Consider the following 16,508-nt stretch of genomic DNA (forward strand, 5'->3'; position numbering starts at 1 on the left):
ACGAGGAACCTCTTTTCTCCCAAGAAAGTAACAAACTAAAAAAAACGAAAGAAAATGTTGAAACTGATATTGAAGAATCTATGGGCTCGCCGTCGCCGCAACGGATGGCTGCTTGCTGAGTTGGTCTTGGTGAGCATCATCAGTTGGGTGGTGCTGGATCCTGTGATTGTGGTGACACACGACCGGAACATCCCGTTGGGCTACGATGCCGACCGCCTCTGTCTGGTTTCTTTGGGAGCATTGCAGCCCAATGCACAAGGTTACGATCCGGCAGCGCAGGACTCGGCGGTACTGCTCGACAGCTATTTCAATCTGGTGCGCCATGCCGCCGACTTTGAGGGGGTGGAGGCGACGGCTCCGGTGCTGGGCTTCTGCTATCCCAATTCGCCGCAGGGAAACTCCAACACCCAGCTGATAGCTGAAGGCGATTCCGTCAAGGTGACGATTATGCAGATGTACTTCATGCCCCATACGCGCTTCTTCGAGGCATACGGCTTCAAGGAGGGCGAGGGCAGAACGCTCCGGCAACTCTCCGATCTCAACTACGGTCCCAATGACATTGTGCTGACGGAGAATGCGGCCGAAAGGCTTTTCCATACTGGGAATGCCGTGGGAAGACGTTGTCACACAAGTGGAAGGGGCAGCGACACGACTTTCTATCAGGTAGCGGGCACCATCGGCACCATCAAGGCTTACAGCTTCTGGCGACCTGTTCCGGTAGTATTCCGTCCTATATCTTCGCCGAGGGAATACCTGCCCGATGACGCACGAATCCTGATACGCTTGAAGGAAGGAGTCAGTATGCAGCGTTTCCTGCATGAGTTCCGTCCGTGGATGGTGAAGGAGCTGAGGCGCGGCAACCTGTTTGCCCGTACGGTTCTCTCGTATGAGAAGTTGATAGAAGAGCATGAGAACTATGAGTCTACACCCATCTATCGCCGCAACCTTGCTATGGCACTCTTCTTCCTGATCAATCTTTGTCTGGGAGTGGCAGGTACATTCTGGTTGCAGACACGCACCCGCCGCGAAGAGATAGGGGTGATGCTTTCTTTCGGAGCTACGCCCGGCCACATCGTCCGTCTGCTGATGGGCGAAGGGGCGGTGCTGACGTTCATCGCTTCGCTTACCGGATTCCTGATCTACCTGCAATATGCCCTGAAGGAGGGGTTGAGCATGAGCATGAGCTTGTGCTGGATGGAGAATACGGACAATTACTGGGTGTCGGACTTTACGCTGCACTTCCTCATTGTGTCGTGCATCATTCTCCTGATACTGCTGCTCGTGGTGCTGGCAGGCATCTACATCCCGGCACGCAGTATCAGCCGGATACCGCCGACAGAGGCGTTGAGGGATGAATGATAAATGATGAGTGAATGATAAGTGATAAATGATGAGTGATAAATGATGAGTGATAAATGATAAGTGAGTAAGAACTTCTCTAACTTCTCGAAAGGAACTCCCCCAAAAGAACTCCTCAAAAAGACTCCTTATTAAAACAACTTCTTAAAAGAAACAAACAATAACAATATAAACAATTAAATATTTACCATTATGATTAAACTGACAGAGATAAACAAGATTTATCGTACAAATGAGATTGAGACTGTAGCATTGGAAAACGTGAACCTTGAAGTAGCGAAGGGCGAGTTTCTCAGTATTATGGGGCCTTCCGGTTGCGGAAAATCCACTTTGCTGAACATCATCGGACTGCTGGATGCGCCGACAAGCGGCACGATTGAGATTGACGGCGTGCGCACGGACGGCATGAAGGACAAGGAACTGGCCGCTTTCCGTAACAAGAAACTGGGCTTCGTCTTCCAGTCCTTCCACCTGATCAATTCGTTGAACGTGCTCGACAATGTGGAACTGCCGCTGCTCTACAGAAAAGTATCTGCCAAAGAGCGCCGCCTCCTGGCGGAAGAGGTGCTGGCAAAGGTCGGCCTGAGCCACCGCATGCGCCACATGCCGACGCAGCTCTCCGGCGGTCAGTGCCAGCGTGTCGCCATAGCCCGTGCCATCATTGGCAATCCGGACCTGATCCTCGCCGATGAGCCGACCGGTAACCTGGACTCTAAGATGGGTGCCGAAGTCATGGAACTGCTGCACCGCCTGAACAAGGAAGACGGACGAACCATCGTGATGGTGACCCACAACGAAGAGCAGGCCAAACAAACCTCAAGAACCGTACGCTTCTTCGACGGAAGACAGATAGGATGATGTAGAAAATGGAAAATGGAAAATGGAAAATTGAAAATGGAAAATGAGGAATGGGGGATCTTCATTTTCACCTTTCCATTTTCTATTTTCACCTTAATTTAACAAGTATGATTCGTCAGACAATTATGAATTTACGGCAGAACCCGTTTCTGAGCGCGATATCCATTGCGGGAACGGCATTTGCCATTACGATGATCATGGCCATCGTCATTACCTGGCAGACGAAGTATGCAGACTTCACGCCGGAGGTGAACCGTAGCCGCAGCCTCTATGTGATGGCCATGCGTATCTATAATCAGGACAACCAGGACGAGCAGTCGTACGGCTTCACTTCGCCGGCGTTCCTGAAAGAGTGTGTCCTTCCGCTGAAGGGGATAGAGGCAGCAACGGCGTTCGGTGGGATTTCGGGGGCGCTGGTGTCGCTGACCGATGGCAGCAACCGACTGAAGGTGGACAAGAGGATCACCGATGCCAGCTTCTGGAAAGTGTTCAAACCGCACTTCCTAACAGGCCGCGGCTTCAGCGAAGAAGAGGTGCAGAGTGTCGTCGTCTGTGCCTCCGTGGCGCGGAAACTGTTCGGTACGACCGAAGTGGTCGGACAGCAGTTGCTCTATAACCGCGAGACCATGCGCATTGCAGGCGTGGTGGAGGACATCTCCGTGGCAGCCAAGGATGCATACGCGCAGATATGGGTGCCCTACACACCTGGCATGTTGCAGGCAAACGGAGTATGGAGCTATTCCGGCGGCATGCAGATCGCGATAGTGGCAAAGAGTGCCGACGACTTCCCCGCCATCCGCGAAGAACTCTCCAAGCGGGTGGAGGCGGTCAATGCCGGACTGGGAAACCGCAAGATAGACATCATGGAACAGCCGGACAACATCGTGGCACACGTCAACCATGTGTGGTGCAACATCGGTCCCGACCTGCCGATGCTCTACCTGCAATATGCCGTTGCCCTGCTCATCATCCTGCTGGTGCCGTCGCTCAACCTGTGCGGGCTTAGCAGCAGCCGTATGCAGCAACGCATGGCAGAGCTGGGTGTGCGCAAGGCATTCGGAGGAACCCGATGGGTACTGGTTCGCCAGATTCTGAACGAGAACCTGATGCTGACGCTGCTGGGCGGAGTGGCAGGGCTGTTGCTCAGCTACTTGTCCGTCTACCTGATGCGCGAATGGCTGTTTACGGGCAGTGGCAATGTGGGCACGTCCGGCGAGTTCAGTCTCAGCATGGACGTACTGTTCAGCCCGTGGATATTCCTGCTGGCTTTCGCCTTCTGTGTGGTTATCAACCTGATGAGTGCGGCGCTTCCGGCATGGCTGGCGGCAAAGCGTTCCATTGTAGAATCTTTGAACGATAAATGAAAGGAGGAATCTTATGAAATTTGCCATACACAACTTACGCATGATACGGGCACGCCTTCGCCAGAACGGCTGGGTGCTTGCCGAATTTTTCTTGGTGTTCATCGTGATGTGGTTCCTCTGCGATTCGCTGGGGTGCATGAAGTACACCTTCTACCGCCCGTTGGGGGTCGACATCGAGCATGTCTACCTGCTGGAGTTAGTGAAGGGAGGCGAGAGCCGCGACTCTTCGCTGACGGACGCCGACAAGTATTGGAGCGTTCTGGAAAAGCTGCAACAAGAGCCTACGGTGGAAGTCGCCGCGCTCTGCTACTGGAGCCTGCCGATGAGTGGCAGCAACAGTTATAACTCGCTGTCGGCGCAGGATTCCGTCTGGGTGAATGCACGTCTCATCAACACCACAGGCGGTTACATCGACGTCTTCCGCATGAAGGACGATGCGCGCTGCCCCTTCAGTGAGATGCCTGCGGACAGGAATCACGTGATGCTGAGCCAGGCGACGGTGAACCGCTTCAAGAGGCGGATACCGGAGTTCTCGCAAGATACCCCGTTGGGACATCCGTACGATACGACGTTGACGGTCACGCAGAGCGGTACGATAGAGGCTTTCCGTACCTATCGCTACGGTGACGATGCGCCCTGTTACTTCTATCGCTTGGACGAGAATAGTGTGAAGAAAAGATATGCCGACGAGAATGCCAATATCGTCTTCCGTGTGAAGGCGGCTGCCGACGGTGACGACTATCGTGCACGGTTCGTCCGCGAGATAGCCGCCCGGCTGGACACGGACAACCTTTTCGTGGCGGACGCGGTGCCCTACACGCAACAGCAACATCAATTCGAGGTGATGAACGGCGATACGGACAAGGTGAACAGCCAGGCCATCGTCGTGCTCTTCCTCCTGGTGAACGTCTTCCTGGGGCTGATCGGTACCTTCTGGTTCCGCACGCGCCGCCGCCGTAGCGAGATAGCCTTGCGGCTGGCTATGGGCAGCACGAAGAGCCAAGTGTTCCGTCTGCTGACGGGCGAAGGGCTGTTGCTGCTGACGATAGTGGCGCTGCCAGCCATGCTGGTGTGCTACAACATCGGCATGGCAGAGCTTACCATCGGACGTACGGAGCTGATCTCTACGTGGCCGGTGAAGTGGGGCGTGCTGCGCTTCCTGCTCGGTTCGTTGGGCGCATGGCTGCTGATCGCGCTGATGGTGATGATGGGAATCTTCTTCCCGGCACGCCAGGCGATGCGGATAGAGCCGGCAGAAGCGCTGCATGAGGAATGATTTTATTATTAAATAGATAACGTATATGATCAGACAATATTTCAATCAAGCTTGGGCACAGTTGCGGCAACAATCGCTGATCAGTGCCGTAGGCATAGCCGGTACGGCACTCGCCATCTTTCTTATCATGCTGGTGGTGATGATGCAGCAGGTGAAAGTGGCGCCGTTTGCTCCGGAGAGCAACCGCGACCGTTTCCTGCACGTACACTACATGAGTATCACCAATGCGGCCTGGGGCGACGGAAGCAGCAACGGCCCGATGAGTGTGACGACCGCACGCGAATGCTTCCAGACGCTGACGACGCCGGAAGCTGTCACCATCTACTCTTCGATCGTCGTTTCCACACCGGTTAACCTCTCCGGCCAGCCCGCCATGGGCATCGACCTGATGCAGACGGACGATGTCTTCTGGCGCGTGTTCGACTTCTCGTTCATCGCGGGAAAGCCCTACGACAAGGCATCGTTCGATGCCGGACTGCCGGTGGCGGTCGTCACGGAGAGCGTGGCGAAGAAACTCTTCCAGCGGACCGACGTCGAAGGGCGCGAGTTTCTGCTGAACCATGCACCCTACAAGGTGGCGGGCGTCGTGAAGGACGTCTCCACGCTGGCCACGACGGCCTACGGGCAGGTATGGGTGCCCTACACGTCGACGGAGCTTACGAAGACCACGTGGTGTAACGACCACATGGGCATGATGAGCTGCACCATTCTGGCACGCGACCGCAAGGACTTCGATGCCATCCGCAGCGAGGTGGAGCGTCGCAAACAGGAGTACAATGCACTGGTCGGGAGCAACGGATATGAGTTCATCTACCGCAACCGCCCCTACGACCAGGAGAAGAACGCAATCGCCTTCTCCGCCAATCAGGAGCCGGATGTGGAACAGGCACGCCGCCAGCGGCTGATTATCTTTGTGATCCTGCTCGTCGTGCCCGCCATCAACCTGAGCAGCATGACGCAGAGCCGCCTGCGCCAGCGTGTGTCGGAGATCGGTGTGCGCCGCGCCTTCGGCAGCACGCGCTTGGAACTGATGGGGCAGATCATTGCCGAGAATCTGGTTGTTACCCTGATGGCGGGTCTGCTGGGACTGCTGCTCAGTGTGGCATTCGCCTACTTGGGCAACTCCATCCTGTTTGCGCAGGAGTATAGCCAGACGCTCAATCCTCCCGCTGTAGATGCCGACATCCTGCTGCATGCCTCTACCTTCGGCTGGGCACTGCTGTTCTGCTTTTTGCTCAACCTGCTCAGCTCCGGCATTCCGGCATGGCATGCTTCACGCACAAGCATTGTCAACGCCTTGGGAGGGAAGATGCATTGATTTAAAGAAGGGGGATATTTGAGAAGAAGTTAAACTTCTTCCCAAAATCCTTCCTCTTAAAAACGTTAATTACTAAAGAAAATGACAAAGAAACTCTTTATACAGATCAAGAACGAATGGCGCTCGAACCTGTGGCTTGCCTTGGAGCTGCTGCTGGTGAGCGTAGTGATGTGGTATGTGGTGGACTATCTCTATACCCGTGCCGCCACTTATCTGGAGCCTCGAGGTTTCGATATCGAGCACTGTTACCTCATTGAGTTGGGCGAACTGACGTCGAAAAGTCCCGATTACGTGCCCGACAAGACCCAGGAAGAGACCCATGCGGACATCTCCGAACTGCTGGAGCGCCTGCGCCGGCGTCCGGAAGTGGAGGCGGTCAGCCTTTCGCAAAATTCCTATCCTTATAATGGAAGCAGCTCCACGGGAGACGTGCGTTACGATACGCTCCGGTCGCCCGAATGGACTATCCGCCGTATGGTTACTCCCGACTTTGTGCGTGTGTTCCGCTATCAGGGCACGCGCGGGGAGACGCCCGAACAGCTGGCGGAGATGCTGGATCGCAACGAGTTCCTTGCTTCCGACAACCTCTACAACCGCAGGTATGGCGTCCGGCTGACGGACCTGGTCGGCAAGCCTTTCCAGCTCTTCGGAGATACGACGCGAAGTTACAAGCTCGGAGCAGCCCTGCAGGTGGTGCGCTACTCCGACTTCGAGGAGGCACGCGCTTCGTACTGCTTCCTGTTCAAGCAGTCTTTCTACTATGTAGGTCTGGAGCTGTGTGTGCGTGTCCGCGAAGGGCATGACCACGACTTCATCGCCAACCTGAAGAAGGACAGCGAGAGCCAGTTCCGCATCGGCAACCTCTTCATCTCCGAAATCCGCTCTTTCAAGGATATCCGCCGCAACTTCCAGCAGGCGCGCACGAATGTTGTCCGTGACTATGTGATGGGCATGGGTTTCCTGCTACTGAACATCTTCCTCGGACTGCTCGGCACCTTCTGGTTCCGCACCCAGCAACGCCGTTCGGAGATTGCGTTGCACAAGGCGCACGGGGCGACGGACAGGGCTGTCTTCTGCCGCCTACTCACCGAAGGCTTGCTGCTGCTTGCCGTGGTCACGCCCATCGCCTTGCTGCTGGACTGGAGCCTGGCAAACGCCGAACTCAACGCGTGGCGCAACGGCACGACGCTGGAGTGGGACCGGTTGCTGATCTGTGCCGCCATCAGCCTGTTGCTAATGGCAACGATGATCGTCGTCGGCATCGGCATCCCCGCACGACGGGCGATGAGGATACAGCCGGCGGAAGCGTTGCATGAGGAATGATTACAAAACTCAAATCCCAAAGAATCTAACGAATTCAAAGAACTTAAAGAACCCAAAGAATTTAATGAATCCAAAGGACCTAACGAATTCAAGGAATCTAAAGAGCTTAAAGAACCTCAAGAACCCAAGGAACAAATGAAACAAATACTGACATTGATTCGTCAAAATCCGTTCTTCAGCGTGGTTTCCATCATCGGTACGGCGGTGAGCATCGCTTTCGTGATGGTGGTCTATATGGTGTACGACATACAGACGGCAAATATCCGTCCGGAGATACACCGCGACCGCACGGTCTATTCCTCCTACGGCTACTACTACCGTCGGGCAGACCATAGCGACAGCAACACCGGCATGTCCTATCGCGCGGCTCATGCCGTTTTCGACGGGCTTCCGGGGGCGGAGACGGTCGCCTATCAGGGACCTGGCTATGTCCTCTATTGCGGTCCTTCGCCTGCGCAGGGCATGCGCCGCACGGTTCGTCGGGTAGACTTGAACTACTGGCGCGTGTACGACATCCCCCTTGTGGCAGGGCGCCTGTTCAGTCAGGAGGAGATGGACGCGTGTCGCGACGTGGTCGTGATAGGCGAGCGGCTGGCACGCGAGGCATTCGGTTCGGCCGAAGAGGCGGTGGGCAAGAACTATTTCGTGAACTTCCGTCCCAAGCGCATTATCGGGGTCACCCAGGACGTCAGTTCGCTGTTCACGTTTGCCTACGGGGAGTTGTGGATGCCTTATTCCACGCAGCCCATCCGTACCGATGCCGAGGGCTTGCGTGGCGGGTTTGACGTGGTGGCGCTCGCCAAGCCCGGAGTCAGCACCGTGGAACTGAAAGAACAGATAGAGCATTCGCTCGCCCGCTTCAATGAGACGCTGACCGAATACAAGCTGGAGCTTCCCGACCTCAGCACCTACACGGAGCGGCAGTTCTTCCGCAGCGACACGCTCTCGCCTGCCGTCACTTGCATCATTCTGGGGCTGATTCTGCTGATTGTGCCTGCCATCAATGTCAGCGGGCTTATCTCCTCGCAGATGTCGCGTCGGGTGGCGGAACTGGCGGTGAGGAAGGCGTATGGTGCCCGTCGGTCTACCTTGATGATGCAGTTGCTGTGCGAGAATCTGGTGTTGGCGTTGGCAGGCGCGTTGCTTGGCTTCGTCCTTTCGTGCCTGCTCTTGTGGTGGGGCAAGGAGTGGATGTTGGGCTACGGTGCGCCCGGTGCCAATTTCGAGGTGAGTATCCTGCTCTTCCTGCGTCCCGTGGTGTTTGTGGTCGTGCTGGCGGTATGCCTGTTGTTCAACCTGCTTTCCGTGTTCATCCCCGCATGGAATGTCACGCATAAGCCGATAGCGGAAGTTTTAGGGGGAGAGTAGTTCTTTTGAGAATGGAAAATGGAAAATGGAAAGTGGAAAGTGGAAAATTTCCCTTTCCTTTTCCCATCCTTCATTCTCCATTCTCCATCCTCCATTTTTCATCCTTCATTCTTAATTTTCCATTTTCCACTTTCCACTTTCCATTTTTTAAACATGTTACATTCAATTTTACAACAGATTTGGAACCAGCGCCGCAGTAACGGATGGCTGTTTGCCGAGTTATGGATAGTTTTTATACTGATGTGGTATTGCTTGGATGTGCTCTACGGCTTTATCCATGCCGAACGTTTGCCGAAGGGCTACGACTTGGAGCACGTATATAAGATCAGAATCTCCAGCAATCCTACGCAGTTCGTAGAGTGCACGTCCGAGGACAGCCTGCAACGCTTCTGGTTCAAGCCGATGGAAGAGGTGGTGCGCCGCATCAGGCAGCATCCTGCCGTGGAGAACGCGGCGATGTGGTTGGGCACGGACGCCTATACCCGTAGGCACATGTATCAGGGCTACACGGTGGACAGTGTGCGGGTGACCACCGCCAACATCCGCTACGTCTCAACGGAGTATTTCGACGTGATGCGCATCCCGCTGGAGCAGGGCAGGGAGTTGTTCGCCACACAAGAACGTGCATCTGCCGAATGGAACCCGGCAGCCAGTCCGCAGCCTGCCATCGTCACCCGTGACCTGGCGGACAGCCTGTTCCATACGGGCGACGGGGTAGTGGGGCGTGAGTTCATGGATTACTATTCCGGAGGTTTGCGCTATCGGGTGGCAGCCGTGTGCGCCTTGCAGAAGAGCGACGACTATGCCCGCTACGAGCCTTTCATCCTGACGCCGTTCCCCGGCTGGTTCTATCAGTGGCAGTACGCGCCCTCCATCTCCATCCGTGTGCGTCCGGAGGCGGATACGGACGATTTTGCCGCCCGTTTCTATCGCGAGATGACGCCGCAGTTGCAGGTGGCTCCCTTCTACCTGTTCGACATACAGAGCTATCGGGAGCAGAAGATAGAGCGGGATGCTGCCGAGGGCATTACGCCTTACATCCGCGGTGCATGGCTCATTGTGCTTTTCTTCATCTTCAACGTGTTCATCGGGCTGATGGGTACCTTCTGGTTCCGTACGCGCCACCGCCGGTGCGAGATTGCCCTGCGCATGGCGATGGGGAGCAGTCGCAAGAAGATTTTCGGACTGCTGCTGGGCGAAGGCATCCTGTTGTTGTCCTTGGCTGCCCTTCCGGCACTGTTCGTCTGCGGCAATATCGTGATGGCGGGTGCCACCATGACCGAACAGACTGATGCTACGACCCTCCGCTTCGTCATCGTCTCGCTGTCCACTTTCCTGCTCATGGGTGTGATGGTGCTGACGGGCATCTGCTTCCCCGCCATGCAGGCGATGCGGGTACAGCCTGCCGAGGCGTTGCATGACGAATGATAAGTAGGCGGAAAGAATCAGTTCCGTTTCAGTTCTGTTTCGTTTTTATTCAGCTTCGTTTCGTTTCTATCTTGTTCTATTCCATCCGTCTGCACCCGTTTGCCTGCATGAACTCGTGCAGCTGCATGGCGTAATTCCCCTGTACCATTATATGGTGGTTTCCAAGCGGATTCCTCAGGAAATATTCGGCAGGAGTATCGAGCTTGACGCGTACCTGCGTGCGGCACATATTGAGGTAATTCGTGTTCTCGGTCAGTGTGCCTGTGCTGAGGTAATACTCGTCGAGGCACTCTCCGCCGCATTTCACCAGGGTGACGTGTCCGGTGGGCATGATGCCTTGGATGCCGATTCCGGTTTCCGTCTCGAAGTGGCTGCGGATGATGTACTTTTCGGTTTGCGCTACGCCTACGGTGCAGTGCGCCAATACGATTTCGTTGGTCCGTGCGTTTATCATCGAGGGGTTTGCCATGAAAGACGACTTGCCGGTCAGCACCTTCATGACCAGCTGGGTGAAGACCGACTGCAGGTCGCCTTCGCATCCGGCTATGATGCCTTCGTCGTTCAGCAGGGCCAAGGCGAGGCAACCGGTGGTTCCGAGCTGCTCTATCAGCTTGAAGCAGTTCAGGGTGAGGGCACTCAGATTTTCTTCTACGGCGAGCTGCTTCAGTGCACGATACAGGCGCATCGCCTTTATCAGGTCTTCGGGCGCGGCTTCACGACAGGCAAGCGCTTTGCCGGCAAACGTTGCGCACGCTTCGCCTACCTCGTCGTCCGTGATTCGGGCGAAATATTCGTACACGCGCTCCAGTGGGATGTCCGTATATTCTATTCCCCAACGACGCTTGGCAAGCAGGTAATCCACATTGCTGGCTATCAGCCACGGGGCGGGAGTGCCCACCACGCCGATGCGCGAACCGGAGAGGGCTTGTTGCGCCTTGAAGTTGCTGTGCAGCACGAAGATGCGCTTGATGATTTCGGACAGTTCGCCGTGCAGGATTTCGCTCTTCATGCCCCGGCTGCGCAGCCAGGCGGAGATTTCGAGGGCGGCGGCGAGCGAGTTCTGCATACCGTCCGCCAGCAGGATGGCAGGGCGGGGAAGCGATTCGAAATGCTGGATGACCAGCCGCTCCACTCCTCCGGTGGCGATGAAGAGCAGTTGGAAATCGTTGTCCGTAAGCTTGTCTATGTCGTGATAATCCACCAGGTTCACGGTAAAATATTTCTCCAGCTCATTCAGCACCATCTCGTGCGAACTGAGGACGGCTGCCTGTTTATGAAGCTGTGAGGCGAAAGTTATCAGGTTTAATATCATGGTATCGTTCTCTGTTATGTATCGTTTACTATTATGGTATCGTTTACTGTTGTAAGTTTATAATAAATTGTTGGTATCCGGACAGAACTGTTTCCTCCGGAATATACTCTTTTTTCTTCGGGATATACTCTTTCTTTCTTCAGAATACCTCCTTCCCTTGTCCGAAATATGTCCCTTCTTACAACCATATCAAAGATATGCTTTCTTTGGGGAATGCAACAAACTTATCGGATATTAAGATGATGTTTTTAAACTTTTTTGCCAATGCTTTTCATATCGTATCAATAAAAGTGCTATTTTTGCAACTTCGATTGAGCAACGGTGAACTCCGTTGCCGTTTTTGTGTTAGTATTCAAATTCAGTAAATATTCAGTAAATATCCTGATATGCCGAAAATATCTATCCGCGGGACGGAAATGCCCGCTTCTCCCATCAGAAAGTTGGCTCCTCTGGCTGATGCAGCCAAGCAGAGGGGAGTGCATGTATTCCATCTCAACATCGGACAGCCCGACCTGCCCACACCGCAGGTAGCGATCGATGCGATACGTAACGTCGACCGTAAGATCCTGGAGTATAGCCCCAGTGCAGGCTACCGCAGCTACCGCGAGAAGCTGGTGGGCTATTACGATAAGTTCAACATCAAACTGACCGCGGATGATATCATCATTACTTCGGGCGGCTCGGAAGCTGTGCTGTTCTCCTTCCTGGCGTGCCTGAATCCGGGCGACGAAATCATCGTTCCCGAACCGGCGTATGCCAACTACATGGCGTTTGCCATCTCCGTAGGTGCCAAGATCCGCACGATTGCCACCACGATAGAGGAGGGATTCTCGCTGCCGAAGGTCGAAAAGTTCGAGGAACTGATCAATGAGCGCACCCGTGCCATTCTCATCTGCAACCCCAACAACCCCACGGGCTACCTCTACACGCGCCGCGAGATGAACCAGATACGCGACCTGGTGAAGAAGTATGACCTGTTCCTCTTCTCCGACGAAGTGTACCGTGAATTCATCTATACCGGTTCTCCCTACATCTCCGCCTGCCATTTGGAGGGGATAGAGAACAATGTGGTGCTGATCGACTCCGTGTCCAAGCGCTACTCCGAGTGCGGCATCCGTATCGGTGCCCTGATCACGAAGAACAAGGAGATCAGGGACGCGGTGATGAAGTTCTGCCAGGCACGCCTCAGTCCCCCGCTGATCGGTCAGATTGCTGCCGAGGCATCGCTGGATGCCGGCGAGGATTACTTGCGCGACACCTACGATGAGTACGTGGAACGCCGTAAGTGCCTGATCGACGGGCTGAACCGCATACCGGGCGTCTATTCGCCCATCCCGATGGGAGCATTCTATACGGTGGCAAAACTTCCGGTGGACGATTCCGACAAGTTCTGTGCCTGGTGCCTCTCCGAGTTCGAATACGAGAAACAGACCGTCTTCATGGCGCCTGCTTCCGGTTTCTATACCACGCCCGGCGCCGGACGCAACGAGGTCCGCATCGCCTACGTGCTGAAGAAAGAAGACCTGATTCGTGCGCTCTTCGTGCTACAGAAGGCGTTGGAGGCGTATCCGGGACGGGAGACTTTTTAAGTAAAAAGAAGAGACAGGCGGAGGTGTGCCGAAATCAAAACATTATTAACGGTTTTTCTTTATGAATCTTTCCCGTTTCATAGCCCGCCGCGTCTATAGCGCCGGCGAGCCGGAGAAGCAAGTATCCCGTCCGGCAGTGCTCATAGCCCGCATAGGCATTGCTATCGGGCTGGCAGTGATGATCGTCACGGTGTCGGTCGTAGTGGGTTTCAAGCGTGAGGTGCGTGGCAAGGTGACCGGATTCGGTTCGGACATCCAGCTTACGAATGCCGATGCGGCACGTTCCTACGAGACGCGTCCGGTGGTGGTGGACGACAGTCTGCTCTCCCGCCTGTCCGCCTATCCGGAGGTGAAGCATGTGCAGCGTTTCTCCACAAAGCCGGGAATGATAAAGACGGCAGAAGACTTTCAGGGCATGGTGCTGAAAGGAGTGGGACCGGAGTTCGACCCTGCCTTTTTCCACCGTCACCTGCTGGAGGGCGAGCTGCCCCAGTTCAGCGACACCGCCTCTTCCAACCGTGTGCTCATCTCCAAGTCGCTTGCCACGAAGCTCCGGCTGAAGCTGGGCGACAAGATAGACACCTATTATATTCAGGACGAAGTCCGTGTCCGCCGCCTGCAGATTGCGGGCATCTATCAGACCAATTTCTCGGAGTATGACCAGCTTTTCCTTCTGACTGACCTCTATCTTGTGAACCGCCTGAACGGCTGGGAGCGGGGTCAGGCGAGCGGTGCGGAGTTGCAGGTAGAGGACTACAGCCGTCTGGAAGAGACCACCTTCCGGATAGCCGCCGACATGGATGGGACGGTGGACCGATATGGCGAGGATTACTGCGTGCGTAGTGTCGAAGAGCTTAATCCGCAGATATTCGCCTGGCTGGACATACTGGACGTGAATATCTGGGTGATACTGGTGCTGATGATTGGCGTGGCAGGCTTTACGATGGTCTCCGGCCTGCTGATCATCATCATCGAACGTACTTCCATGATCGGTGTGCTGAAGTCGCTCGGCGCCGACAATACGACCATTCGGCGGGTGTTTCTTTGGTTCGCCGTTTTCCTGATAGGCAAGGGGATGCTGTGGGGCAATGCCATCGGTCTTGCCTTCTACTTTGTGCAGAAGGCGTTCGGCGTCTTCAAACTCGATCCGGAGACCTATTATATGGATACTGTTCCGGTCTCCTTCAATCTCTTGCTGTTCCTCCTGCTGAACGCCGGTACCCTGCTGGCTTCCGTCCTGATGCTGCTGGGACCGTCTTACCTGATCACGAAGATACGGCCGGCGAACTCGATGAAGTGGGAGTAAGGGGAATCATTTCCTCAGGAATTTGAATCATTTCTTTAAGAAATCTGAGTCATCTCCTAAGGAAATCACTTTTCTTCCTCAACAGACAGTACGTTTTCCAGCGTAGGGACTGTAACGGTTGCAGGAAGTCGAATACCGGAAGGGTGAAGTAGTAGCGTCTCTTCTCTTTCAGGTCGGCGGCTGTCCGGTTGATGACGAAGGCCTGAACGGCATACCGCAGGACGAAAGCGAGGAAGCCAAGGCACACCGTCAGCCAATGCAGATGCATGATTCCTACTGCCACAGCCCCTATCCAGGCAGCATAAAACAACAGGCGCGTACCCGTCTCCATCCCCGACAGGTAACGCTGCGGTCCCTTGTAGAAGTGTGCCGTCATTGCATAGTTCACTTTCTCCTCCCGCCAGTCTTTGGCACGATACACAGGCTGTACACGCACAATGGCGTCCGCATCCGTCTCCACACGTGTGTTTTCGGGTGTGGCAGCTTTGTTGATGAAGAGGTCGTCGTCGCCACGTTGCAGGTCGAGGTGTGCGGAGAATCCCTTTTGGGCATAGAACAGCTCTTTGCGATAAGCCATGTTGCGTCCGATGCCGATGTAAGGCCTCCCGGCGAGCGCATAGCCCAGGTAGCGCATGGCGTGGAACAGGTTGTCGAAGGAGACCCGCTTGTGCAGCCATCCCCTGCCGCGTTCGTATCCGCTGTAGCCGAGTACGATTTGCGTATGCGGGGTGAAGTTGTGTGCCAGAGTCCGCAGCCATTGGTTGCTGTCGGGCAGGCAGTTTGCTTCGGTAAATACGAGCCAGTCATGTTTGCTTGCCCTTACGCCGAGGGTGATGGCGAGTTTCTTGTGGCTGATGTATCTGGAGGAGGAGGGCACGAAGCTGTGATAGAGGTTCGGGTACTTCTCTTCCAGTTGTGTCAGGTAGTCTTCGCTCTCGTCCGCGTTGCCGTCGTTGATGATGATGACCTCGAAATTCGGATAGTCTTGTTCCAGCACGGCAGTCAGGTTGCGGCGCAGGTTCTCCACCTCCTCGCGGGCATAGATGATGACGGAGAGGGGGGGCAGCTCTTGTGCGAAGTGCACCTCTTGCCGCTTTAGGGCACGGCTACGCGTATGTATGCGGTTGTACAGGCACATGTAATAGAGGAGCTGGACGACGAGAAGTACACCGGTGACGACGAGCAGCATTTCCTCTTCAGGATTGAATGTTAATGTTTCCATTGTGTTCGTTAATGATTTAAGTTTCGCAAGTACAGTCCGTTCATACGTTACTTGCGAAACTTTCGACGGCAAATGTACGCAAAAAAACAGGGACTATAAAGAATTGAGCGGTATTTCCGGTACCACGACAAACCGTGTGTCGGGGAAGTGTTTCTCCAGGTAGCGGCGGATGTATTGCATCGTGTCCTCCTGTATGGTCTTGTCTTCCACGGTGGGGTAGAGGTTGTACATCACGGTGTCCAGCTGTATTCCCCGGTGGCGTATCGCTTCGAAGCTGAGCAGTGTGTGGTTTATGCTTCCTAACTTTCCGGAGGTGACGAAGACGAGCGGATATTGTTTCTCTGCCACGTAGTCGATGGTCAGATAGTCCTCGGTGAGCGGCACCATCAGTCCGCCTGCACCCTCCACGAGGACGATGTCGTAGCGTCGGGCAAGTTCGCGGGTGGCACGTTCTATCTTGTCGAAGTCTATCGGTCGGTTGTCTATCCGTGAGGCGAGGTGGGGCGAGCAGGGATAGGAGAAGATCTCGGGCATGGTCAGTCCTTCGCGGTCTTCTTCCGTCATGCCCGTACCCATGATTTTGCGGTGCAGGTCGATGTCTTCGGAGTGTCCTGTGTTTCCGGTCTGGATGAATTTCTGGGTGATGACGCGCTTGCCGCTGTCAGCCAGTTGGCGGGCAAGGAAAGCGGTGCAATATGATTTTCCGGCATCCGTATCAATGCCGCTGACGAAATAGATGTTGTTTCCCATTGTTGTTTTGTTGTTCGTTTATATTTTCAGTCCTG

At 54.9% G+C, this 16,508-nt stretch carries 13 protein-coding genes; 10 read left to right on the forward strand and 3 right to left on the reverse strand.

Annotated features, from left to right (window positions below; genetic code table 11):
- Nucleotides 1-54 precede the first annotated feature (54 nt).
- From QZ323_RS05085 to QZ323_RS05120, 8 genes are all read left to right on the forward strand, one after another.
- Nucleotides 55-1,359: an ABC transporter permease gene (locus QZ323_RS05085; protein ID WP_294633338.1), complete on the forward strand. Its 1,305-nt coding sequence runs from the start codon at nucleotides 55-57 to the stop codon at nucleotides 1,357-1,359.
- Between the two features lie 192 nt (nucleotides 1,360-1,551).
- Nucleotides 1,552-2,217 carry an ABC transporter ATP-binding protein gene (locus tag QZ323_RS05090; RefSeq protein ID WP_294633340.1) on the forward strand — a complete coding sequence of 222 codons (666 nt, stop codon included), beginning with the start codon at nucleotides 1,552-1,554 and terminating at the stop codon, nucleotides 2,215-2,217.
- Nucleotides 2,218-2,324: 107 nt separating this feature from the next.
- Nucleotides 2,325-3,581, forward strand: a complete 1,257-nt coding sequence (locus QZ323_RS05095; RefSeq protein ID WP_294633341.1) for an ABC transporter permease — start codon at nucleotides 2,325-2,327, stop codon at nucleotides 3,579-3,581.
- A gap of 13 nt (nucleotides 3,582-3,594) precedes the next feature.
- Nucleotides 3,595-4,857 carry an FtsX-like permease family protein gene (locus QZ323_RS05100; RefSeq protein WP_294633343.1) on the forward strand — a complete coding sequence of 421 codons (1,263 nt, stop codon included), beginning with the start codon at nucleotides 3,595-3,597 and terminating at the stop codon, nucleotides 4,855-4,857.
- Between the two features lie 25 nt (nucleotides 4,858-4,882).
- Nucleotides 4,883-6,175, forward strand: a complete 1,293-nt coding sequence (locus QZ323_RS05105; RefSeq protein WP_294633345.1) for an ABC transporter permease — start codon at nucleotides 4,883-4,885, stop codon at nucleotides 6,173-6,175.
- A gap of 81 nt (nucleotides 6,176-6,256) precedes the next feature.
- Nucleotides 6,257-7,498 (forward strand): FtsX-like permease family protein, encoded by a 1,242-nt coding sequence (locus QZ323_RS05110; RefSeq protein WP_294633347.1) that lies wholly within the window; start codon nucleotides 6,257-6,259, stop codon nucleotides 7,496-7,498.
- A 135-nt stretch (nucleotides 7,499-7,633) separates the two neighbouring features.
- Complete coding sequence (locus QZ323_RS05115) at nucleotides 7,634-8,866, forward strand: ABC transporter permease (RefSeq protein ID WP_294633349.1); 1,233 nt, start codon at nucleotides 7,634-7,636, stop codon at nucleotides 8,864-8,866.
- A 153-nt stretch (nucleotides 8,867-9,019) separates the two neighbouring features.
- On the forward strand, nucleotides 9,020-10,294 hold the full coding sequence (locus tag QZ323_RS05120; protein ID WP_294633351.1) for an ABC transporter permease: 1,275 nt from the start codon (nucleotides 9,020-9,022) through the stop codon (nucleotides 10,292-10,294).
- A 76-nt stretch (nucleotides 10,295-10,370) separates the two neighbouring features.
- Here QZ323_RS05120 and QZ323_RS05125 read toward each other — a convergent pair whose 3' ends face one another.
- Nucleotides 10,371-11,606: a fucose isomerase gene (locus QZ323_RS05125; protein WP_294633353.1), complete on the reverse strand. Its 1,236-nt coding sequence runs from the start codon at nucleotides 11,604-11,606 to the stop codon at nucleotides 10,371-10,373.
- Nucleotides 11,607-11,992: 386 nt separating this feature from the next.
- Between QZ323_RS05125 and QZ323_RS05130 the strand changes: the two genes are divergently transcribed.
- Complete coding sequence (locus tag QZ323_RS05130) at nucleotides 11,993-13,195, forward strand: pyridoxal phosphate-dependent aminotransferase (RefSeq protein ID WP_294633355.1); 1,203 nt, start codon at nucleotides 11,993-11,995, stop codon at nucleotides 13,193-13,195.
- Nucleotides 13,196-13,256: 61 nt separating this feature from the next.
- On the forward strand, nucleotides 13,257-14,501 hold the full coding sequence (locus QZ323_RS05135) for an ABC transporter permease (RefSeq protein ID WP_294633356.1): 1,245 nt from the start codon (nucleotides 13,257-13,259) through the stop codon (nucleotides 14,499-14,501).
- 49 nt (nucleotides 14,502-14,550) lie between these two features.
- Here QZ323_RS05135 and QZ323_RS05140 read toward each other — a convergent pair whose 3' ends face one another.
- Nucleotides 14,551-15,723: a glycosyltransferase gene (locus tag QZ323_RS05140; protein WP_294633358.1), complete on the reverse strand. Its 1,173-nt coding sequence runs from the start codon at nucleotides 15,721-15,723 to the stop codon at nucleotides 14,551-14,553.
- Nucleotides 15,724-15,816: 93 nt separating this feature from the next.
- Nucleotides 15,817-16,473: a dethiobiotin synthase gene (gene bioD / locus QZ323_RS05145; protein WP_294633360.1), complete on the reverse strand. Its 657-nt coding sequence runs from the start codon at nucleotides 16,471-16,473 to the stop codon at nucleotides 15,817-15,819.
- Nucleotides 16,474-16,508 lie beyond the last annotated feature (35 nt).

It is taken from the genome of uncultured Bacteroides sp. (assembly GCF_910585845.1).
In the GTDB taxonomy this organism is placed as follows: Bacteria; Bacteroidota; Bacteroidia; order Bacteroidales; family Bacteroidaceae; genus Bacteroides.